Here is a 20,376-nt window from a genome sequence, read left to right as displayed (position 1 = left end):
TTCACTCAGAGACTTGGTATTCATTTTTCGTCTTGCGACGTTAAGAATCCATGTCACTTTGAGTGCCCACACAGATTGTCTGATAAATTGTTAAAGAGCAGTGCAACGCGGCTTTCGCTCACCGTTGCGAGGTGGCGTATATTACGCTTTCCTCTTTCAGAGTCAACCCGTTATTTCAGGATTTTTTCTCTTCAACCGACCGGGTTGTTTGTGAAGTGATTCACATCTGCCGTGTCAGTGGGAGCGCATTATAGGGAGTTATTCGGCGGTGACAAGCGGTAAAATGCAATTTTATTTCAACCGCTCACCTTTTATACATAACGCTTATTTTTGCTGCTTTTTGATAGCATCCGGCAGGTCTGCCAGGCTATTAAGTACCCAATCAGCGGCACTTTCGGCTTCTGGGGTCACCGGCTTGCCGGTGCGCACTAATACTTTCGTGCCGACATTGGCCGCCAGAGCTGCCTGCATATCTTCGACTTTATCGCCAACCATAAATGAAGCCGCCATATCAATATGCAGATAGTCGCGCGCCGAAATCAGCATCCCTGGATGCGGCTTGCGGCAGTCGCAGGTCTGGCGAAACTCTTCAACGGTTCCCTGCGGGTGGTGCGGACAATAATAGATGCCATCCAGATCAACGCCGCGATCGGCCAGCGACCAGTCCATCCACTCCGTCAGCGTTTCAAACTGCTCTTCAGTAAACTTACCGCGGGCGATACCGGACTGGTTGGTCACCAGCACCAGCGCGTAGCCCATCTCCTTTAATTGACGCATTGCGTCAATGACGCCATCGATAAATTCAAAGTTGTCGATTTCATGGACATAGCCGTGATCGACGTTAATCGTGCCATCACGGTCAAGAAAAATTGCGGGTACTGACATTGCCACCGGTTTGCTCCTGATAAAGGCTAATGCGCGTAGTATCGCATGTTTCCGGACGCAAGAAAGTGCTCATTATACAGAGTCAGATTGATTTAGACGTCTGGATGCCTTAACATCCATTTCATTGACAGGCATCGCCTGGACACGGCAGAAGAAAATGCCACGGCAAACGGCTAAACGATAATAAATAACTGATGATTAAACTTTCGAATATTACCAAAGTGTTCCAGCAGGGAAATCGCAGCATACAGGCGCTGAACGATGTCAGCCTGCATGTCCCCGCCGGGCAAATTTATGGCGTCATCGGCGCTTCCGGCGCGGGTAAAAGTACGTTAATCCGCTGCGTTAACCTGCTCGAACGTCCAACGCAGGGCAGCGTACAGGTGGGCGGTCAGGAACTAACGGCGCTGTCAGAAAAAGAGCTCACTCGCGCTCGTCGCCAGATTGGCATGATCTTCCAGCACTTTAACCTGCTTGCCTCACGCACCGTATTCGGCAACGTGGCGTTGCCTCTGGAGCTGGATAATACGCCGAAAGATGAAATCAAGCGCCGGGTGACCGAGCTGCTCGATCTCGTCGGTCTGGGGGATAAACACGATAGCTATCCGGCAAATCTCTCCGGCGGTCAAAAACAGCGCGTGGCCATCGCCCGTGCGCTGGCGAGCAATCCAAAAGTCCTGCTCTGCGACGAAGCCACCAGCGCTCTGGACCCGGCCACTACGCGTTCGATTCTGGAACTGCTGAAAGATATCAACCGTCGCCTGGGCCTGACGATTTTGCTGATTACCCATGAAATGGATGTCGTCAAACGCATCTGCGATTGCGTTGCCGTTATCAGCAACGGCCAGTTGATTGAACAGGATACGGTGAGTGAGGTCTTCTCTCATCCCAAAACCCCGCTGGCGCAACAGTTTATTCAGTCAACGCTGCACCTTGATATCCCGGATGATTATCAGGCCCGCCTTAAACCTGAAGCGCTTCCCGATAGCGTGCCCATGCTGCGCATGGAGTTTACGGGTCACTCCGTTGATGCCCCGCTTCTTTCTGAGACTGCCCGTCGTTTTAATGTGAATAACAACATTATTAGCGCGCAGATGGATTACGCGGGCGGCGTGAAGTTCGGCATTATGCTCACTGAGATGCACGGCACGCAGGAAGATACCCAGGCCGCAATCGCCTGGCTACAGGAACACCATGTAAAAGTAGAGGTACTGGGATATGTCTGAACCAATGATTTGGCTGCTGGTTCGCGGCGTATGGGAAACGCTGGCCATGACGTTTGTCTCCGGCTTCTTCGGTTTTGTTCTCGGCCTGCCGGTCGGCGTGCTGCTGTACGTCACCCGTCCGGGGCAAATTGTCGCTAATGCGAAGCTCTACCGCACGCTTTCGGCGGTGGTGAATATTTTCCGCTCGATTCCTTTTATTATCCTGCTGGTGTGGATGATCCCATTCACTCGCGTGATCGTTGGCACGTCGATTGGCCTGCAGGCGGCTATCGTTCCGCTGACGGTCGGCGCTGCGCCGTTCATCGCCCGTATGGTGGAAAACGCCCTGCTGGAGATCCCCACCGGCCTTATCGAAGCATCCCGCGCCATGGGCGCAACGCCGATGCAGATCGTGCGTAAGGTTCTGCTGCCGGAAGCGCTGCCGGGTCTGGTGAATGCGGCAACCATCACGCTCATTACGCTGGTAGGCTATTCCGCGATGGGCGGCGCCGTGGGTGCCGGTGGTCTCGGGCAGATTGGCTATCAGTACGGTTATATCGGCTACAATGCAACGGTAATGAATACCGTACTGGTGCTGCTGGTTATTCTGGTGTACTTAATCCAATTCTCAGGCGATCGTATCGTCCGGGCTGTGACTCACAAATAACATTACACACAATACAGAATCTTACAGGAAGGAAATAACATGGCCTTTAATTTCAAAACCTTTGCGGCAGTCGGCGCGTTAATCGGTTCTCTGGCTCTGGTGGGTTGCGGTCAGGACGAAAAAGATCCTAACCATATTAAAGTCGGCGTTATCGTCGGTGCGGAGCAGCAGGTTGCGGAAGTCGCGCAGAAAGTAGCAAAAGAAAAATACGGCCTTGATGTCGAACTGGTGACCTTCAACGACTACGTTCTGCCGAACGAAGCGCTGAGCAAAGGTGATATCGACGTTAACGCCTTCCAGCATAAACCGTATCTTGACCAGCAAATCAAAGATCGCGGCTACAAGCTGGTTTCCGTAGGTAACTCTTTTGTTTACCCGATTGCGGGTTATTCGAAAAAAATCAAATCGCTGGACGAACTGCAGCCGGGCTCTCAGGTCGCGATTCCTAACGATCCCACCAACCTTGGCCGCTCTCTGCTGCTGCTGCAACAGGTTGGCCTGATCAAACTGAAAGAAGGCGTTGGTCTGCTGCCAACCTCTCTGGATATTATTGAAAACCCGAAAAACCTGAAAATTGTTGAGCTGGAAGCCCCGCAGCTGCCGCGCTCTCTGGATGATGCGCAAATCGCTCTGGCGGTTATCAATACTACCTATGCCAGCCAGATTGGCTTAACGCCGGCAAAAGACGGTATTTTCGTGGAAGGTAAAGAGTCTCCGTACGTGAACCTGATTGTCGCTCGCGAAGACAACAAAGATGCGGAAAATGTTAAGAAATTTGTTCAGGCCTATCAGAGTGATGAAGTTTACGAAGCGGCTAACAAAATCTTTAATGGCGGTGCGGTGAAAGGCTGGTAATCTTTTCTCAGCGTAATATCATTCAGGACGGGCTTTATGCCCGTCTTGTCATTTATGCAAGCACCTGATTCAATAGCGCCCTGTTTTATTATTTATTGAGGAAATACTATGCGTGCTTTACCGGTCTGTTTGTTAGCACTCATGTTAAGCGGTTGTTCTATGCTAAGCAGATCTCCCGTCGAGCCTGTACAAAGCACCGTAACCCCGCCTGCCAAATCGGAACCGGCAAAACCGAAAGCGACGCGTCCGGCCCCGGTAAGAATCTATACCGATGCAACAGAATTGGTGGGTAAACCTTTCCGCGAACTCGGCGAAGTCACCGGTGAATCATGCCAGGCCTCGAATCAAGACTCTCCGCCCAATATCCCGACGGCGCGCAAGCGCATGCAGATTAACGCTGCAAAAATGAAAGCCAATGCCGTGCTGCTGCACCGCTGCGAAGTGACCAGCGGAACTCCGGGCTGCTACCGCCAGGCCGTCTGCCTTGGTTCAGCGCTTAACGTTACGGCGCAATGAGTGATTTTCAGTTTGCGCAGATAGGCGTTATTCGCTCGCCCTATAAAGAAAAATTTGCCGTCCCCCGCCAGCCTGGGCTGGTTAAAAACGGCGGCGGCGAATTATATCTTCTGCCCCCCTATAACCAGGCCGATGCCGTACGTGGCCTGGAAAACTTCAGCCATCTGTGGATCCTGTTTGTGTTTCATCAGACCATGGAAGGCGGCTGGCGTCCGACCGTGCGCCCTCCCCGCCTCGGCGGTAATGCGCGGATGGGCGTTTTCGCCACCCGTTCGACCTTTCGTCCTAATCCAATCGGTATGTCGCTGGTCGAGCTAAAAGGTATTCGCTGCCAGAAAGAACACGTTGTTCTGGAACTCGGTAGTCTGGACCTGGTGGATGGTACGCCGGTCGTGGACATCAAACCTTACCTGCCCTTTGCCGAAGCGCTGCCGGAAGCCAGCGCGAGCTACGCGCAGCAGGCACCGCAGGCGGAAGTGGCGGTGAGCTTCACGCCCGAAACAGAAGCCCGGCTTTTAGAACTGGAAAAGCGCTATCCCCGACTTAAGGTGTTTATTAGCGAAGTTCTGGCGCAAGATCCGCGCCCGGCATATCGTAAAGAAGAAGACCCGGGAAAGACCTACGCCGTCTGGCTGCTGGATTTTAACGTGCGCTGGCGGGTGATTTCGTCCGGTTTTGAAGTCTTTTCTCTCGAACCACGCTAATTTTATTTTCCTCTCTTTTGGCATCTTTGCCACACTGGTAAACTAAACCACTTTTTTGTGTCAGGCTGGCTCCCAGCCTGTATCGATCGTCCAAATGGAACCGTAACAACATGCGTACTAGCCAATACCTGCTCTCCACTCTGAAGGAGACACCTGCCGACGCCGAGGTTATCAGCCATCAGCTGATGCTGCGCGCCGGGATGATCCGCAAGCTGGCCTCCGGGTTATATACCTGGCTGCCGACCGGCGTGCGCGTCCTGAAAAAAGTCGAAAACATCGTGCGTGAAGAGATGAATAACGCCGGTGCAATCGAGGTGTTAATGCCGGTAGTTCAGCCCTCTGAGCTGTGGCAAGAGAGTGGTCGCTGGGAACAGTACGGCCCGGAACTGCTGCGTATTGCTGACCGTGGCGAACGTCCGTTCGTACTCGGCCCGACTCATGAAGAAGTGATCACCGACCTGATTCGTAACGAGCTGAGCTCTTACAAACAGCTGCCGCTGAACTTCTATCAGATCCAAACCAAGTTCCGTGACGAAGTGCGCCCGCGTTTCGGCGTGATGCGTTCCCGTGAATTCCTGATGAAAGATGCTTACTCTTTCCATACCTCTCAGGAATCTCTGCAGGAAACCTACGACGCGATGTACGCCGCGTACAGCAAAATCTTCAGCCGTATGGGCCTGGATTTCCGTGCGGTACAGGCTGACACCGGTTCTATCGGCGGTAGCGCATCTCACGAATTCCAGGTGCTGGCGCAGAGCGGCGAAGATGACGTGATCTTCTCTGACTCTTCCGACTACGCGGCCAATATTGAGTTCGCCGAAGCCGTTGCGCCGAAAGAGCCACGCGCGGCCGCCACTCAGGAAATGACGCTGGTCGATACGCCGAACGCCAAAACCATCGCCGAGCTGGTTGAGCAGTTCAATCTGCCGATTGAGAAAACGGTGAAAACCCTGCTGGTCAAAGCGGTAGAAGACAGCAAGTCTCCGCTGATTGCCCTGCTGGTTCGCGGCGATCATGAGCTGAACGAAGTGAAAGCGGAAAAACTGCCGCAGGTCGCCAGCCCGCTGACCTTCGCCACCGAAGAAGAGATCCGCGCGCTGGTGCAGGCGGGTCCTGGTTCTCTGGGCCCGGTTAATATGCCCATTCCGGTGATTATTGACCGTACCGTTGCCGCAATGAGCGATTTCGCCGCGGGCGCGAACATCGACGGGAAACACTACTTCGGCATCAACTGGGATCGCGACGTCGCCACCCCTGAAGTGGCTGATATCCGTAACGTCGTGGCGGGTGACCCGAGCCCGGACGGTAAAGGTACGCTGCTGATTAAACGCGGTATCGAAGTGGGCCACATCTTCCAGCTGGGTACCAAGTACTCTGAAGCGATGAAAGCCTCCGTACAGGGCGAAGATGGCCGTAACCAGATCCTGACGATGGGCTGCTACGGTATCGGTGTGACGCGCGTGGTGGCGGCCGCCATTGAGCAGAACTTTGACGATCGCGGGATTCTGTGGCCGGAAGCTATCGCCCCGTTCCAGGTTGCGATTCTGCCGATGAACATGCATAAATCCTACCGCGTGCAGGAGCTGGCCGAGAAGCTGTACGCAGAGCTGAGCGCGCTGGGTATCGACGTGCTGATGGACGACCGTAAAGAGCGTCCGGGCGTGATGTTCGCCGATATGGAGCTTATCGGTATTCCGCACACCATCGTGCTGGGCGACCGTAACCTCGACAACGACGATATCGAATATAAATATCGTCGCAGCGGCGAGAAGCAGCTGATTAAAACCGGCGATATCGTGAATTACCTGGTACAACAAATTAAAGGTTAACGCCAAAAGAGGCTCTGGTTTCAGAGCCTCTTTTTTACAAGGATTGTAATCATGGCTAAACAACGGGCAAATTATGTCCTGCTTTTTCCCGCATTGTTTTTACTTTCGGCCTGCACGGTAGACGTCAGCCGGTCCGCGCCTTCCGCTTCCGCTATTAAGCCACCATCGCAGCAATGGGCAGTTAAACTTCAGCGCCAGAGCTCGGTGGCTAATAACACGCTGACTGAAATTAACGCACAAGACCTGCTCCCCGGCGATCTCCTTTTCTCTTCCAGCATTGGCGTGACGTCCCTGGGGATTCGTGCTTTTAGCACATCGTCCGTTAGCCATGTTGCTATCTATATCGGTGATAACCAGGTTGCAGAAGCAACCGGCGCTGGGGTGCAGATTATTCCGCTCCAGCAAGCGATGCGGCACAGCGATAAGCTGTTTGCTCTAAGAGCGCCTGACCTCACGCCGCAACAGGCCGCAGGCATTAAAAATTTCGCCTATAAAAACAGAAACAGCGGCTATAACTATCGCGGCATCATTGAATTTGTGCCCTTTATGGTAACCAAACAGCTCTGCTCCCTGAATCCCTTTTCGAAAGATTTCCGCCAGCAGTGCGTGAATGGCCTGGCCAAAGCGCAGCTTAGCGATGCCGTTTCCGGGGACAAAAAAATGTGGTTTTGTTCTGAGTTTGTCAGCGATGCCTTCGCGAAGGCCGGACACCCGCTGACCCTGGCTCAACCGGGCTGGATTAGCCCATCAGACCTGCTTCATATGCGTGAGGGGGACGTGGCAAACTTTAAGCCCGAAACACAATTGCAGTATATCGGGCATCTTAAATTGGGAATTTATATCAAGACAAGCCGTCTCGTAGGACTCAATTAACTAACGAGAATTGCAGTCTTCTTTTTGATAAAACTTGCCTGGTGAATCCACCGCCAGAACTTTAACCGGCGCTCCCGAATCCGGATTCGCTTCCAGCGTAAAGTGCCCCTCAACCACCAGCAGCACCGGGCGAGTATCCGTTCCGCGCGCCGCGGCATAATCACGCTCGAGCTGCGCGTTATTCGCGACTGCCACTCGCTTGCCGGTTGCGCAATCGGTAAAGGTCGCGGCATCCGCCATATAGAAGTACATTCCGCGCATCGCCATTGGCGTGATGGGCAGGCTGGATTTGACTGACTCAAGCGTATAGTTCAGCGTAGACTCGATGGGATTACCGTCGCGATCGAGCATTTCCAGCTTGTCGCCCTTCGCCCGATAGTAAGACTTCTCGCCTTTGCTGTCGGTCAGCACCAGCTTATCGGCCGTGCGCGCCCAGGTGCCATAGGAAGCAAAGGAGGAAGGCTCGCGACTGACGCCCTGATACCGCTCGTTCATCACCCAGGTGCCGTCTTTCTCAAGAAAGAGCGAAGTTTCGATGCCTTCGCAGTCGGCACACGGCAGCACGCCGCGCCAGCTCTGCTGCATCGGCTTTAGCTCTTCCATCGGCGCCGGTTGTAGCGTGTCCATCTCCGCGCGATGGTTACAGCCGAATAGGGCAAAAAGCGAGCATGCCGCCACGACTGAAAATACGATTTTCTTCACTGTAAATTCCTTATTATCCATTCCACCGGTTCGCCATGCCTTTAAGGACGAACTTTCCCACGCAGCGCCTTAACTGAGGATTTTTGCGCCTTTGAGGCAAGCCGGCGCTCTTTTGACGCTCTGGTCGGCCGCGTCTCCCGGCGGTGCTTCTGCACTGCGGTTAATTCTTGTATTAAGGCAACCAGACGCGCAATCGCCGCTTCGCGATTCATCTCCTGGCTGCGATATTCCTGAGCCTTAATGATAACCACACCCTCGGCAGAAATTAAGTGATGGCTGGAGGTAAGCAGACGTTCCTTATAATACTCGGGCAGGCTCGATGCCTTAATATCAAAGCGCAAATGGATAGCCGTCGATGCTTTATTGACATGCTGACCGCCCGCCCCCTGGGCGCGTATCCCGGAAAGCGAGACCTCGTCATCCGCAATCGCCACGCTGCGGCTAATCGTAATCATGCGGATGTTTGCCAGGCCGTTAAATGAATTTCCAGATTATTCTTAGCGTCAGATAACCAGATAGCGCCATCCTGGATAGTCGCCTGTAGCGACATTGTCCGATCGGCAAAAGCACTGAGCTGCGCCAGCTGAGTATCATCTAAATACCATACGGTTAGCTTTGAAAACTGTGCCATTTTGCTTTTATTTTGCTGCCACCAGATTTCTGCCGCCCGGCTATTATAGGCAAACAGCGCCACCTCTTGCGCCCGCGAACAGGCTTTTTTAATCCGCCGTTCGTCCGGCAGCCCCAGTTCAATCCATAGATCAACGCCCAGATGATCGTTTAGCAGCCAGAGTTCAGCTTCATCATCGGAAGACAGACCGCGGGTAAACTGCAGACGCTCGTCGGCGTATTTCATCCACGCCAGCAGGCGCAGCATCATGCGCTCCTGGGTTTCTGACGGATGCTGGGCAAGCGTCAAACTGGCATCCAGAAACTGGTTTCGGTCCAGGTCGGCCACGTTCACCGTCGCTTTATAAATCGTCGCTTTCAGCGCCATGAGGAAACTCCTGATAAAAATGGCGTTCATTGTAGCGAAACTGGCGGCAAAAGGCTGTCAGCAATCGCAGGATCCCCTTTCATCCTGCTGATATTGCTTAAATGACTATGGTATAGTCACCTTGCTAAACAGAGTTTATCTTCGTAGGCTTAAACTTACATCCCACGGTTAAGTCAGAACGCTGACAGGAGGGCATGTGGACAAATATTGTGAGTTAATACGCAAGCGGTATGCGGAAATAGCCAGCGGGGACCTTGGGTATATCCCGGATGCGCTAGGTTGCGTGTTGAAAGTATTGAATGAGGTTGCGGCGGATCAGGCCCTTGCTGAGTCAGTCAGGGAAAAGGCCGCATATGCGGCGGCAAACTTACTGGTGAGCGATTATGTCAATGAATGATACTTATCAACCCATCAATTGCGATGATTATGACAACCTCGAACTTGCCTGTCAGCACCATCTGGTCCTGGCGCTGGAGCTCAAAGATGGCGAACAGCTGCAAGCGAAGGCCAACGATCTTATCTCGCGCAAAAATATCGAGTATCTCGTCGTGGAGCTCGCCGGTGACGTCCGCGAACTGCGCCTGGATAAAATCGCCAGCTTCAGCCATCCGGAAATCGGTACGGTAGTGGTTAGCGAGTCCTGAAGCAAAACGGGTGGCTCAGCCGCCCGTTTTCATCCACATCATCTGCACGCCTTCACCTTCCTGAACTTTCCCATCGACGGTAATAAACAGACCATCGGCTGCGGCGATAAGCGTTTCGCCGTAAAACAGCAGCGGCGTGGTATCGCGCCGCCAGGGCGCAACGTTGAGCTCCTGCCAGATTTTCTTCAGCTTGCGGCCGCCCCGGCGGCCGACGATATGCAGGTTACCGCTGGCGCGAAAACGAATAGTGACCGCTTCATCCTGGCGCGGGCCGCGTAACGGGCCGCCGGCCAGGAGCTTCAGTTCGCCAAGGCCGTCGGGTAACGGCAGCGGCCTGGCAATATCGCGCCACGCCAGCACCGTCTCGCTCTGTCCGGGGAGATATTTCACCCAGTGCAGCCGTTGCTGATAGCGACGAACGGCGAATTGGCCAAGGCGCAGGCAGGGATACGCATCCTCGCGCGCCATCGCCACTTCACGCCAGATACGCTCCGGCATCTCGCGCGAAGGCATCGGCGCATTGAGCCCAGCCAGCCAGCGGCGCAGCAGCGCGGCCCGACGCGGGGCGCTCATGGCCGCCAACGGTTCGATAGTCAACGCGCCATCCTCCGCCACCAGCGTTGCCAGCTCCGCAGCGAGCATTTCATCCAGCAGCTGTTCCTGCTCGCCGCACAGGCTGGCGCTGCGCGCTACGGCCTCGGCGAAGTGCGGCCAGCGAGCGCTAAGCAGCGGAACAATTCGCAGGCGGAGAAAATTGCGATCGTAGGCGTCGTCCTGGTTACTTTCGTCTTCAATCCAGCTGAGCTGATGGGCTATCGCCCACCGGTGCAGGGAGTCGCGGCTTTCGTTAAGCAGCGGACGCAGCAGTTTCGTCCCGGCAAAATCGGACTCGCCGGCCATCGCCGAAAGCCCGGTTGGGCCGCTCCCCCGCTTAAGCGCCAACAGAAAGGTTTCACACTGGTCGTCAAGATGCTGTGCCGTCACCAGCGCTTCGCCGGGTAATAGCGCCGAACGGAAAGCCTGATAGCGCGCCTGACGCGCGTGGGCCTCAATCCCCAGCCCCTCATCGGCGAGCGCCACCCGTTCAACCAAAAGCGGTACCTGCCACTGCTGGCATATTTGTCGGCAGTGCGCCACCCAATCGTCGGCGTTCGCGCTGAGGCCGTGGTGAATATGCATCGCCCGCAGCTGAACGGTAGGATCCTGTTCGCGCCAGCAAACCAGGCGATACAGGAGCACGCTCGAATCCAGCCCGCCGCTAAAGGCCACTAAAAAATGGCGGTGCGGCTGTAGCGTTTGCGCCATGTCGGGGATCATCATCATGAGAGTACTAACTGAGGAAAGCGTGTCCGGCACGTTACCCGGCAGAACACGCTCTGACAAGAATTACTGCTGATAAATCTCCAGCGGTAGCCCGTCCGGATCGTTAAAAAAGGTGAATCGTTTACCGGTGAAGGGGTCGATACGAACGCCTTCACAGGCCACGCCGTGGGCCTCAAGATGCGCAACGGCGGCATCGACATCATCAACGCTAAACGCCAGATGGCGCAGCCCGCAGGCTTCGGGGCGGCTCGGACGCGCAGGAGGAAACGGGAATGAAAAGAGTTCAATAACATATTCGCCATTTAGCGCCAGATCGCCCTTCCATGAATCGCGCTCCTGGCGATAGAACTCGCCCTGCAGGGTGAACCCCAGAATGTCGCAGTAGAAGGCTTTACTCTTCGCATAATCCGTCGCAATGATGGCGATATGGTGAACCCGTTTTAAACCCAGCATGGTACAACTCCTCCAGTTGAAGCCAACAAAGTTACTCGTTCAGTTCGTGAGTGCGCAAGCGCTTAGTCATTTTTTAAGACTCGAACCCAGTACACGCCGTCTTCATCGCGTTTCGCGCCGTGGATATCGGTTTCGAAACCCGGATAGTGGCGGCCGATGGAGCACAGCATAAGCAGGAAATTGAGCACCGCGCGGCTCTCTTCGGCGATCATCTCGCCGGGCATCAGCAGCGGCACGCCGGGCGGGTACGGTAGGATCATATTCGCTGAAATACGCCCGACCAGATTCTCCAGTTCAATGGTTTCCACTTCGCCTTTAATCTGCCGCTGCCAGGCCTGATGCGGCGTCATTTTCATCTCCGGCAGGACGTCGAAAGCGCTAAGCATCAGCTGCGAGAGCTGGTGCTGGCGAATCAGACGATGAATACCCTGAGCCAGATCCTGAATACGCATGTTGCGGTAAAAATCCGGATCTTCGGCGTACAGATCCGGCAGCATGTTTTTCACCCGTAAATTGAGATCGTAAGCGCGTTTGAACTCGGTCAATCCGCGCAGCAGCCCCATCGCCCGGGTTTTATCTATACCGATACTGAACAGGAACAGCAGGTTGTACGGCCCGGTTTTTTCTACCACCACGCCGCGCTCATCAAGGAACTTCGCCACCAGCGCGGCCGGAATGCCTTCGCTATCCATGTTGCCCTGCTCGTCCATACCGGGCGTCAGAATGGTGACTTTCACCGGATCGAGGAACATATGGTCGTCATCGGCGTCCTGAAAGCCATGCCACCTTTCTCCGGGTGAAACCGGCCAGCACTGCGCTTCCCCCACCTCTTCCGGCTGCCAGATATCAAAAAACCAGCCGTCAGACTCTTCGCGCAACCGCTGCACCTCTTTACGAAAATCCAGCGCCCGCTCAATCGAACGCTGAATCAGTCGTCTGCCGGAGTTGCCGCGCAGCATGGCGGCAGCCGTCTCAATGGAGGCAACGATCGGGTAGCTCGGGGAGGTCGAGGTGTGCATCATAAAGGCTTCATTGAAGGTATCCTCATCATAGCTGCCTTTAATATGAATCAGCGAAGCCTGCGATAGCGCGGCCAGCATTTTATGCGTCGACTGCGTTTCAAAGATCACTTTCCCCGCAATGCGATCGCCGCTCATCCCGCTTTTACCCTGATAGATCGGATGAAAATGGGTATAGGGCACCCAGGCGGAATCAAAGTGGATTGACGGTACGTCGAGGGTCTCTTTGATCCAGGTGGTGTTATACAGCAGTCCGTCATAGGTGGAGTTGGTGATCACCGCATGCACAGGCCACCCGGCGCCGCCTGTCGCATTAACCTTTTGCTGAATACTGTCGCGGGTAAATTCGCGCTTGGGTATGCCGCCGAGGATCCCTAGCGCATTGCGCGTCGGCTTTAGCCACAGCGGCACCACGTCGCTCATCATCAGTAAATGAGCCAACGATTTATGGCAGTTGCGATCGATAAGCAGGGTGCTGCCCGCCGGAGCAGAATACATACCGACAATCTTATTCGACGTCGAGGTTCCGTTGGTCACCATATAGCTCTGTTCGGCGCCGAATGCGCGGGCAATATACTCTTCCGCCTCCAGATGCGGACCGCTATGATCGAGCAGCGATCCCAGCTCCGTCACGGAAATAGAGACGTCGGCCTTTAGGGTATTCCCGCCAAAGAAATCATAAAACAGACAGCCCACCGGACTTTTTTGATATGCCGAGCCGCCCATATGCCCGGGGGTACAGAAAGTATATTTCCCCTCCTGCACATAGTTGAACAAGGCTTTGGTAAACGGCGGGGTTATGTTGTCGAGGTATTCGCGGGTGTATTGACCGATGCGGGTAGCGATCTCTTCCGCCAGCCCCAGCGCGTATTCAAAGAACCATAGCGTCATGCGCAGGTCCTGGCTGCTGACGTCCATCGTCGAATGGGCGTTGATAAATGCGTACAGCGGTAGATATTCATTTAAGCAATTAATATCGCTGCACAGATCAACGCTATATTCATCCCAGTCAAAAATAACCCCGCAGATCCGCGGATTATGCTCGATAAATTGCAAAAGATCGGCGCTATTTTGCGGCCAGATGGTCTGGAAACCTTGCCGTTGCAGGGCGGCTTCCAGTTCTTTGATCGGTTCGTCTTTATAATAGACGCCGTGGGGACCCATGATCGCAATGATATTCACGCTTTCCTCCTGAATTTACCTAAGGAAAGCATCATATCACCCCGCCAGCGCTAAGCACTGGCGGATTTATCTCTATTACAGCGCTTTCCACGCATCGCCCCAGGCAATGCCTGCGCCGGGCTCATAGTAGGTCGGCGCCACGTTGCACCACGCCCCTTCAGGTAGCGGTTTACACTGATACAGCGCGCCGTGGTTATTAACGATATCGCCCGCTTTCCAGGTCTGGGTACTGCTCCAGGAAGGATAGCTGATGGTGTCGCTGTCTTTGCCATCGGTCGTTTCATCCGCAGCAGCAGCTTTAGCCTTCACGTTCAGGGTGTACGTTGCGGTGCTGGACAAGGTCCCGTCGCTTACCGTCAGGCTCACCACATATTGCGCATCGCGATCTTTTTCCGGAGCGGTAAAGGTGATAACGGCTTTATCCTGTCCGCTGATAGTCTGACCGTCCTGCGACATCCAGGTATAGGTGAGCTTATCGCCATTCGCATCGGTAGAGCCCTCCGCGCTCAGGGAAACCCTGGCGCCCGCTTCGATAGCGCCAATCGGACCGGCGATACGCGCAACCGGCGCCACGTTAGTTTCCTGCGCAGGCGTGGTATCGTCAGGCGTCGCCGGGGTAGTATCCTCGGCCTGGCCGGTATCGTCGATGATATTGACGTTGAAGTGGCTCTGGACGCACTTCGCATAGTCACCTTGTTTAAAGGCGCTATACGGCGTCTGGTAGCCCACCAGCTGGCAGGCGTTAGTCTTGCCGTCAGCGGTGTCCGGGCTCCATCCCCAATCCTCTTCCCAGTAAATCGGTAACGCGCCCGCGCCGCCTTCATCGAACTGCTTCATATTCTTACAGCCGAGAACTTCATCATCAGCAATCGGCACTTTCAGGTAGTTTGCGAACTCTTTGTAGTAGGCAATACGGTTCAGAGACTGCGCGTTCTCTTCCGCCCCGCCGCACTCGACGCCGCCGTTGATAATTTGAATGGTGACCCCAAAGCCTTCAACCAGGCCATTCGCTTTATCATGATCGTTTGGTACCCAGGTTCCGTCGATGACGTGCAGCATAGAGGGCTTCGGCGGCTGCGGGTAAACGAAGAAGAACACCGCGCTCGCCAGGTTCATCCAGGTATCCGCCACCCGCTCCGGTTTATCCAGCAGAGGACGAACGTCGCCATCGTACATGGCATCGGAGAACGGGCCGTAGTTGTAGTTATAGGAGAGCTGTTTTGCGCCGCGGCCAAAGTAGCTCAGGTAGTCGCCGTCTTTATCTTTACCGCAGGGCCAGGTCTGCCCCTGCCAGATATCCGGGTTACACTCCCCGTTGTAGCCGCCTTTCTGACCTTCAACCCAGCCCACTTCACGGAGATAAACCAGCGCCTGGCGCCACTCGGGAATACCGCGCCAGCTTTCGTGGCCGCCGGTTTCCTGAGCAAAGTGGGCAAACATGGTTGCCAGAGATTTACGGCATATGGCATCGCTATCGCGTCCGTCGGTATAGGTCCCGCAAACCGCAGGGAATTTACCAATAGCTTTCAGAAAGTTAGAGTAGGTATATTCTGCCGCGCGCATCGGGAACAGATATTCCCAATCCTTTTCGGACAGAATGCTTTCCACGCGCTTCACGTTTGCCGGGTTAGTCGCCAGACCCGGCTCGATTTTTTCAACTTCGCTGTTCGGCAGCGTTTGAATCGATGATTTTACCGATGTCATGAGCGGAAAGTCGGTTAAGGCTTTTTCTTTCGCGGCCAGGTCACTCGCCTTGATGGTTGTCGCTTCCGTTGCGCCAAGCAACGGTGTGGCCTGTGCGGCCCCCAGGCTTAACATGATCCCTGCGGCCACGGCGCTTAATGCGACGGTTTTGTGCAATGCCATAGTATTTCTCCTTTATCCTTGTTAACGGCCTGCCGGGTCGCAATCCCTGGCAGTTGCTGCAGTTTCAGGAGAGATCGGCATCATCGGCTAATCACAATTGCTCTTATTCATCTCATCTCGTCTCAGTAAACAACACATAAAAAAAGGGCCGGAAAATCCGGCCCTTAGGGATAAAAAATGAGTCAGATAATCAGGCGTAGCCGTAGCTCATCAGACGCTGATAGCGACGGTTCAGCAGCTCTTCTTCACTCAGAACATCGAGGTCAGCCAGATCGGCCAGCAGCTGCGCTTTCAGAGAGGCGGCCATGACTTCCGGATTACGATGCGCGCCGCCCAGCGGCTCAGGAATGATGGAGTCAATCAGCTTCAGCTCTTTCAGACGCGGGGCAACAATCCCCATAGCTTCGGCGGCCAGCGGCGCTTTATCGGCGCTTTTCCACAAAATGGAGGCACAGCCTTCCGGGGAGATAACGGAATAGGTGCTGTACTGCAGCATATTCACTTTATCGCCCACGCCGATTGCCAGCGCGCCGCCGGAACCACCTTCACCGATAACGGTGCAGATAACCGGGACGCTCAGACGCGACATTTCACGCAGGTTGCGGGCAATCGCTTCAGACTGGCCGCGCTCTTCCGCACCGACGCCCGGGTAGGCGCCCGGGGTGTCGATGAAGGTGATGATCGGCATTTTAAAGCGTTCGGCCATTTCCATCAGGCGCAGTGCCTTACGATAGCCTTCCGGCGCCGGCATACCGAAGTTGCGGCGAATTTTCTCTTTGGTTTCGCGCCCTTTCTGGTGGCCGATAATCATTACCGGACGCCCGTCCAGACGCGCAATCCCGCCGACGATAGCTTTATCGTCAGCATAGGCACGGTCACCGGCCAGTTCGTCGAATTCGTCGAAAGCCAGGCGGACATAATCCAGGGTGTACGGGCGACGTGGATGACGCGCCAGTTGCGCAACCTGCCATGCACCAAGATCGGCGAAGATCTTGCGCGTCAGCTCTACGCTCTTTTCACGCAGGCGATGCACTTCTTCATCGATATTAATATCCAGTTTCTCATCCTGGCGGCTAACCGCAGTCAGAGAATCGATTTTCGCTTCCAGCTCTGCAATCGGCTGTTCAAAATCAAGGAAATTCAGACTCATAGTATTCCTGTATTAGTCAAACTCCAGTTCCACCTGCTCCGAGCCGATAAGGCCACGCAGATCGTTAAGTAAACGATCGCTCGGAGAGACGCGCCATGTTGCGCCAAAACGCAACCGCGCGCGTGCATCCGCCCTCTGATAATAGAGGTGTACTGGAATAGTTCCCGAACGGTGGGGTTCCAGAGACTGACGGAGTCGGTTTAAAAGCTGGTCATCAATTTGCCTGTCCGTCAGCGAGATAGCAAGCCCGCGAGCATATTTTTCCCGGGCTTCGTCAATGTCCATGACTTCACGAGCGGTCATTTTAAGCCCCCCGCTGAAGTCATCAAAGCTGACCTGTCCGCTGACGATAAGTATGCGGTCTTTTTCCAGCAGCTGCTGGTATTTATCCAGGGCGTCGGTGAACAACATCACCTCCAGACGCCCGGAACGGTCATCCAGCGTGCAGATGCCGATACGATTGCCGCGCTTGGTGACCATGACCCGCGCGGCAATAACGAGCCCGGCCGCCGTGGTCACTTTACCACGATCGGTCGGATGCATGTCTTTGAGTCGTACGCCGCCTACGTAGCGCTCGATCTCTTTCAAGTACTGGTTAATCGGATGCCCGGTCAGATACAGCCCCAGGGTCTCCCTTTCGCCATCCAGCACGACCTGTTCCGGCCACGGCTGGCAGCTGGCGTAGGACTGTTCAATTTGCTCAGGCTCTTCCGCCAGTACGCCGAACATGTCCGCCTGACCGATAGCTTCGGCTTTGGCGTGCTGATCGGCGGCTTTTAGCGCATCGCCCAGTGAATTCATTAACGCCGCGCGATGCGGCCCGAGGCGATCGAAGGCCCCGGACATAATCAGTTTTTCCAGCACCCGGCGGTTGAGCTTTTTAATATCCGTACGCGCGCAGAGATCGAACAGTTCGCGGAAATAGCCGCCCTGATTACGGGCTTCAATGATCGCTTCTATCGGACCTTCGCCGACGCCTTTGATGGCGCCGATACCATAAACGATTTCGCCATCGTCGTTAACGTGAAAATGGTACAGGCCGGAGTTAATATCCGGCGGCAGGATTTTCAGCCCCATCCGCCAGCACTCATCCACCAGGCCGACAACCTTCTCGGTGTTATCCATATCCGCGGTCATTACCGCCGCCATAAATTCAGCCGGATAGTGCGCCTTCAGCCACAGCGTCTGATAGGACACTAAAGCATAAGCGGCAGAGTGCGATTTGTTAAATCCATAACCGGCGAACTTCTCTACCAGGTCAAAGATTTTAATCGCCAGTTCGCCGTCAACGCCGCGCTTTCTCGCCCCTTCTTCAAAGGTGCCGCGCTGCTTGGCCATCTCTTCCGGCTTTTTCTTACCCATCGCACGACGCAGCATATCCGCGCCGCCGAGGGTATAGCCGGAAAGCTCCTGGGCAATCTGCATGACCTGTTCCTGGTACAGGATAATGCCATAGGTTGGCTCCAGTACCGGTTTCAGACATTCGTGCTGCCACTGTACGTCCGGATACGATATCTCTTCGCGACCGTGCTTACGGTCGATAAAGTTATCCACCATTCCCGACTGCAGCGGCCCCGGTCGGAACAGGGCCACCAGAGCGATCATATCTTCAAAGCAGTCAGGCTGCAGACGCTTGATCAGATCCTTCATACCGCGCGATTCAAGCTGGAAGACGGCGGTGGTTTCCGAACGCTGCAGCATGTCGAAGCTTTTTTTATCATCCAGCGGGATAGCGGCGATATCCAGCGGCCCCTCGCCGTTCTTCTCGCGGCGGGCGTTGATCATCTCCAGCGCCCAGTTAATGATGGTGAGCGTACGCAGACCGAGGAAGTCGAACTTCACCAGCCCGGCATATTCAACGTCGTTCTTATCAAACTGGGTAACCGGATGCTGGCCCGCTTCATCGCAGTACAGCGGGGCAAAATCGGTTATTTTGGTGGGCGCAATCACCACCCCGCCCGCATGTTTACCGGCGTTACGGGTGACCCCTTCGAGCTTACGCGCCATGTCGATCAGCGCTTTAACCTCTTCGTCCGCCTCGTAAATCTCCGGCAGCTGCGGCTCGGCTTCAAACGCTTTCGCCAGCGTCATACCCGGATCGGGCGGTACCAGCTTGGAAATGCGGTCCACAAAGCCGTACGGGTGGCCCAGCACGCGGCCAACGTCGCGGATAACCGCTTTCGCCGCCATGGTGCCGAAGGTAATAATCTGCGAGACCGCATCGCGACCGTACATGTCCGCGACGTGTTCAATCACCTGGTCGCGCTTCTCCATACAAAAGTCAACGTCGAAGTCGGGCATGGAGACACGTTCCGGGTTAAGGAAACGTTCGAACAGCAGGTCGAACTCCAGCGGATCGAGGTCGGTAATTTTCAGCGCATAGGCCACCAGCGATCCGGCGCCGGAACCACGTCCCGGCCCTACCGGCACGCCGTTATCCTTCGACCACTGGATAAACTCCATAACGATCAGGAAGTAGCCCGGGAACCCCATCTGGTTAATCACCTGCAGCTCAATATCCAGGCGTTCATCATATTCGGGACGGCGTTTAGCCCGCTCATCCGGATCGGGGAACAGGAATTCCAGACGCTCTTCCAGACCCTCTTTGGATTTCTTAACCAGATAATCTTCGGTGGTCATATCCCCCGTCGGGAACTGCGGCAGGAAGTACTCGCCAAGGCGCACGGTCACGTTACAGCGTTTGGCGATCTCCACGGTGTTTTGCAGCGCTTCGGGAATATCGGAAAAGAGCTCGCACATCTCCTCTTCGCTGCGCATATACTGCTGCGGCGAGTAGTTGCGCGGACGCTTGGGATCGTCGAGGGTAAAGCCGTCGTGGATAGCCACGCGGATTTCATGGGCGTCGAAGTCGCCCGGCTCAAGGAAGCGAACATCGTTGGTCGCCACCACCGGTAGGCCGCGGGTTTCCGCCAGTTCTACCGCCGCATGCAGGTAGGGCTCTTCATCCTGACGGCCGGTGCGAATGAGCTCAAGGAAGTAGCAATCAGGGAAATGTTGTTCATAAAAATCAACACACTGATCCACCAGCGCCATGTTTCCGCGCAGCAGGCTACGACCCACGTCGCCCATACGCCCGCCGGAGAGCAAAATCAGCCCTTCTTTTAATTCGATCAGCCAGTCGCGATCGATAATCGGGCCCGCCGCACCGTAGCCGCGCTGATAGGCTTTGGAGATCAGCAGCGTCAGATTCTGATAGCCAACGTTGTTCGTCGCCAGTACCGTCAGCTGGCTCAGTTCATCGCCAAGCAGATCGCTCTGAACGTGAAAATCTGCCCCTACAATGGGTTTAATTCCGGCACCGTGCCCTGCTCCGTAGAACTTCACCAGCCCGCAGAGGTTGGTAAAATCAGTGATCGCCAGCGCAGGCATGCCGAGCGCGGCCGCCTTTTTTACCAACGGTCCGGTTTTCGCCAGACCATCGATCATGGAATAGTCGCTGTGCACCCGCAGGTGTACGAAACGTGGTTCAGCCATCTTCAGATTCC

At 55.0% G+C, this 20,376-nt stretch carries 19 protein-coding genes; 9 read left to right on the top strand and 10 right to left on the bottom strand.

Annotation, left to right across the window (positions count from 1 at the left end):
* Positions 1–324: 324 nt before the first annotated feature.
* Positions 325–891, bottom strand: coding sequence for a D-glycero-beta-D-manno-heptose 1,7-bisphosphate 7-phosphatase (gene gmhB / locus CDA56_RS06405; RefSeq protein ID WP_014837457.1), 567 nt, complete (start codon positions 889–891; stop codon positions 325–327).
* A gap of 188 nt (positions 892–1,079) precedes the next feature.
* On the opposite strand from gmhB, the gene metN reads away from it, so the two are divergent.
* The 7 genes from metN (at position 1,080) to CDA56_RS06370 (ending at position 7,534) form a co-directional block, all read left to right on the top strand.
* Entirely contained in the window at positions 1,080–2,111 is a 1,032-nt protein-coding gene (gene metN, locus CDA56_RS06400; RefSeq protein ID WP_004098793.1) for a methionine ABC transporter ATP-binding protein MetN, read from the top strand.
* Positions 2,104–2,757, top strand: coding sequence for a methionine ABC transporter permease MetI (locus CDA56_RS06395; RefSeq protein ID WP_004098792.1), 654 nt, complete (start codon positions 2,104–2,106; stop codon positions 2,755–2,757). The genes metN and CDA56_RS06395 overlap by 8 nt, the downstream gene beginning before the upstream one ends.
* A gap of 39 nt (positions 2,758–2,796) precedes the next feature.
* Positions 2,797–3,612, top strand: coding sequence for a methionine ABC transporter substrate-binding lipoprotein MetQ (gene metQ, locus CDA56_RS06390; protein WP_004098791.1), 816 nt, complete (start codon positions 2,797–2,799; stop codon positions 3,610–3,612).
* Positions 3,613–3,720: 108 nt separating this feature from the next.
* Positions 3,721–4,128 carry an Rcs stress response system protein RcsF gene (rcsF, locus tag CDA56_RS06385; RefSeq protein WP_004098790.1) on the top strand — a complete coding sequence of 136 codons (408 nt, stop codon included), beginning with the start codon at positions 3,721–3,723 and terminating at the stop codon, positions 4,126–4,128.
* Positions 4,125–4,832 carry a tRNA (N6-threonylcarbamoyladenosine(37)-N6)-methyltransferase TrmO gene (tsaA, locus tag CDA56_RS06380; protein WP_064358571.1) on the top strand — a complete coding sequence of 236 codons (708 nt, stop codon included), beginning with the start codon at positions 4,125–4,127 and terminating at the stop codon, positions 4,830–4,832. The genes rcsF and tsaA overlap by 4 nt, the downstream gene beginning before the upstream one ends.
* Positions 4,833–4,942: 110 nt before the next feature.
* Positions 4,943–6,661, top strand: a complete 1,719-nt coding sequence (gene proS / locus CDA56_RS06375) for a proline--tRNA ligase (RefSeq protein WP_014837454.1) — start codon at positions 4,943–4,945, stop codon at positions 6,659–6,661.
* 51 nt (positions 6,662–6,712) lie between these two features.
* Positions 6,713–7,534, top strand: coding sequence for a YaeF family permuted papain-like enzyme (locus tag CDA56_RS06370; RefSeq protein ID WP_032748068.1), 822 nt, complete (start codon positions 6,713–6,715; stop codon positions 7,532–7,534).
* Here CDA56_RS06370 and nlpE read toward each other — a convergent pair whose 3' ends face one another.
* Genes nlpE through CDA56_RS06355 form a run of 3 tightly spaced genes read right to left on the bottom strand, consistent with a single transcriptional unit; the run spans position 7,535 to position 9,233 of the window.
* Positions 7,535–8,257: an envelope stress response activation lipoprotein NlpE gene (nlpE, locus tag CDA56_RS06365; protein ID WP_025107392.1), complete on the bottom strand. Its 723-nt coding sequence runs from the start codon at positions 8,255–8,257 to the stop codon at positions 7,535–7,537. It abuts the gene before it with no gap.
* A gap of 20 nt (positions 8,258–8,277) precedes the next feature.
* Positions 8,278–8,691, bottom strand: coding sequence for an alternative ribosome rescue aminoacyl-tRNA hydrolase ArfB (gene arfB / locus CDA56_RS06360; RefSeq protein ID WP_025107391.1), 414 nt, complete (start codon positions 8,689–8,691; stop codon positions 8,278–8,280).
* Positions 8,688–9,233 (bottom strand): YaeQ family protein, encoded by a 546-nt coding sequence (locus CDA56_RS06355; protein WP_004098780.1) that lies wholly within the window; start codon positions 9,231–9,233, stop codon positions 8,688–8,690. The genes arfB and CDA56_RS06355 overlap by 4 nt, the downstream gene beginning before the upstream one ends.
* Before the next feature lie 196 nt (positions 9,234–9,429).
* Here CDA56_RS06355 and CDA56_RS06350 point away from each other — a divergent pair, with 196 nt between their 5' ends.
* Together CDA56_RS06350 and rof are read left to right on the top strand one after the other, a co-directional pair.
* Positions 9,430–9,630, top strand: a complete 201-nt coding sequence (locus tag CDA56_RS06350) for a YaeP family protein (protein WP_004098778.1) — start codon at positions 9,430–9,432, stop codon at positions 9,628–9,630.
* On the top strand, positions 9,617–9,877 hold the full coding sequence (gene rof / locus CDA56_RS06345) for a Rho-binding antiterminator (protein WP_004098776.1): 261 nt from the start codon (positions 9,617–9,619) through the stop codon (positions 9,875–9,877). Before CDA56_RS06350 ends, rof begins: the two co-directional genes overlap by 14 nt.
* Before the next feature lie 15 nt (positions 9,878–9,892).
* Here the strand turns inward: rof and tilS are convergent, their stop codons facing one another.
* From tilS to dnaE, 6 genes are all read right to left on the bottom strand, one after another.
* Entirely contained in the window at positions 9,893–11,194 is a 1,302-nt protein-coding gene (gene tilS, locus CDA56_RS06340) for a tRNA lysidine(34) synthetase TilS (protein WP_102803168.1), read from the bottom strand.
* A gap of 69 nt (positions 11,195–11,263) precedes the next feature.
* Positions 11,264–11,653, bottom strand: a complete 390-nt coding sequence (locus CDA56_RS06335) for a VOC family protein (RefSeq protein ID WP_004098774.1) — start codon at positions 11,651–11,653, stop codon at positions 11,264–11,266.
* A 62-nt stretch (positions 11,654–11,715) separates the two neighbouring features.
* Entirely contained in the window at positions 11,716–13,854 is a 2,139-nt protein-coding gene (locus tag CDA56_RS06330) for a lysine decarboxylase LdcC (protein WP_025107388.1), read from the bottom strand.
* 75 nt (positions 13,855–13,929) lie between these two features.
* The gene (locus CDA56_RS06325) at positions 13,930–15,720 is read right to left on the bottom strand and encodes a chitinase (RefSeq protein WP_104011301.1); all 1,791 of its coding nucleotides are present in this window, start codon (positions 15,718–15,720) and stop codon (positions 13,930–13,932) included.
* A gap of 190 nt (positions 15,721–15,910) precedes the next feature.
* Positions 15,911–16,870, bottom strand: a complete 960-nt coding sequence (gene accA / locus CDA56_RS06320; RefSeq protein WP_004137983.1) for an acetyl-CoA carboxylase carboxyl transferase subunit alpha — start codon at positions 16,868–16,870, stop codon at positions 15,911–15,913.
* A gap of 12 nt (positions 16,871–16,882) precedes the next feature.
* Positions 16,883–20,365 (bottom strand): DNA polymerase III subunit alpha, encoded by a 3,483-nt coding sequence (gene dnaE, locus CDA56_RS06315; protein ID WP_049080690.1) that lies wholly within the window; start codon positions 20,363–20,365, stop codon positions 16,883–16,885.
* Positions 20,366–20,376: the final 11 nt, after the last annotated feature.

The organism is Klebsiella michiganensis (genome assembly GCF_002925905.1).
Classification (GTDB): Bacteria; Pseudomonadota; Gammaproteobacteria; order Enterobacterales; family Enterobacteriaceae; genus Klebsiella; species Klebsiella michiganensis.
This window is presented reverse-complemented; position numbering and strand designations above follow the sequence as displayed.

Coding starts and splice junctions, on each gene's coding strand:
- metN (WP_004098793.1), top strand. CDS start 1,080: ATGATTAAACTTTCGAATATTACCAAAGTGTTCCAGCAGGGAAATCGC.
- CDA56_RS06395 (WP_004098792.1), top strand. CDS start 2,104: ATGTCTGAACCAATGATTTGGCTGCTGGTTCGCGGCGTATGGGAAACG.
- metQ (WP_004098791.1), top strand. CDS start 2,797: ATGGCCTTTAATTTCAAAACCTTTGCGGCAGTCGGCGCGTTAATCGGT.
- rcsF (WP_004098790.1), top strand. CDS start 3,721: ATGCGTGCTTTACCGGTCTGTTTGTTAGCACTCATGTTAAGCGGTTGT.
- tsaA (WP_064358571.1), top strand. CDS start 4,125: ATGAGTGATTTTCAGTTTGCGCAGATAGGCGTTATTCGCTCGCCCTAT.
- proS (WP_014837454.1), top strand. CDS start 4,943: ATGCGTACTAGCCAATACCTGCTCTCCACTCTGAAGGAGACACCTGCC.
- CDA56_RS06370 (WP_032748068.1), top strand. CDS start 6,713: ATGGCTAAACAACGGGCAAATTATGTCCTGCTTTTTCCCGCATTGTTT.
- nlpE (WP_025107392.1), bottom strand. CDS start 8,257: ATGGATAATAAGGAATTTACAGTGAAGAAAATCGTATTTTCAGTCGTG.
- arfB (WP_025107391.1), bottom strand. CDS start 8,691: ATGATTACGATTAGCCGCAGCGTGGCGATTGCGGATGACGAGGTCTCG.
- CDA56_RS06355 (WP_004098780.1), bottom strand. CDS start 9,233: ATGGCGCTGAAAGCGACGATTTATAAAGCGACGGTGAACGTGGCCGAC.
- rof (WP_004098776.1), top strand. CDS start 9,617: ATGTCAATGAATGATACTTATCAACCCATCAATTGCGATGATTATGAC.
- tilS (WP_102803168.1), bottom strand. CDS start 11,194: ATGATCCCCGACATGGCGCAAACGCTACAGCCGCACCGCCATTTTTTA.
- CDA56_RS06335 (WP_004098774.1), bottom strand. CDS start 11,653: ATGCTGGGTTTAAAACGGGTTCACCATATCGCCATCATTGCGACGGAT.
- CDA56_RS06325 (WP_104011301.1), bottom strand. CDS start 15,720: ATGGCATTGCACAAAACCGTCGCATTAAGCGCCGTGGCCGCAGGGATC.
- accA (WP_004137983.1), bottom strand. CDS start 16,870: ATGAGTCTGAATTTCCTTGATTTTGAACAGCCGATTGCAGAGCTGGAA.
- dnaE (WP_049080690.1), bottom strand. CDS start 20,365: ATGGCTGAACCACGTTTCGTACACCTGCGGGTGCACAGCGACTATTCC.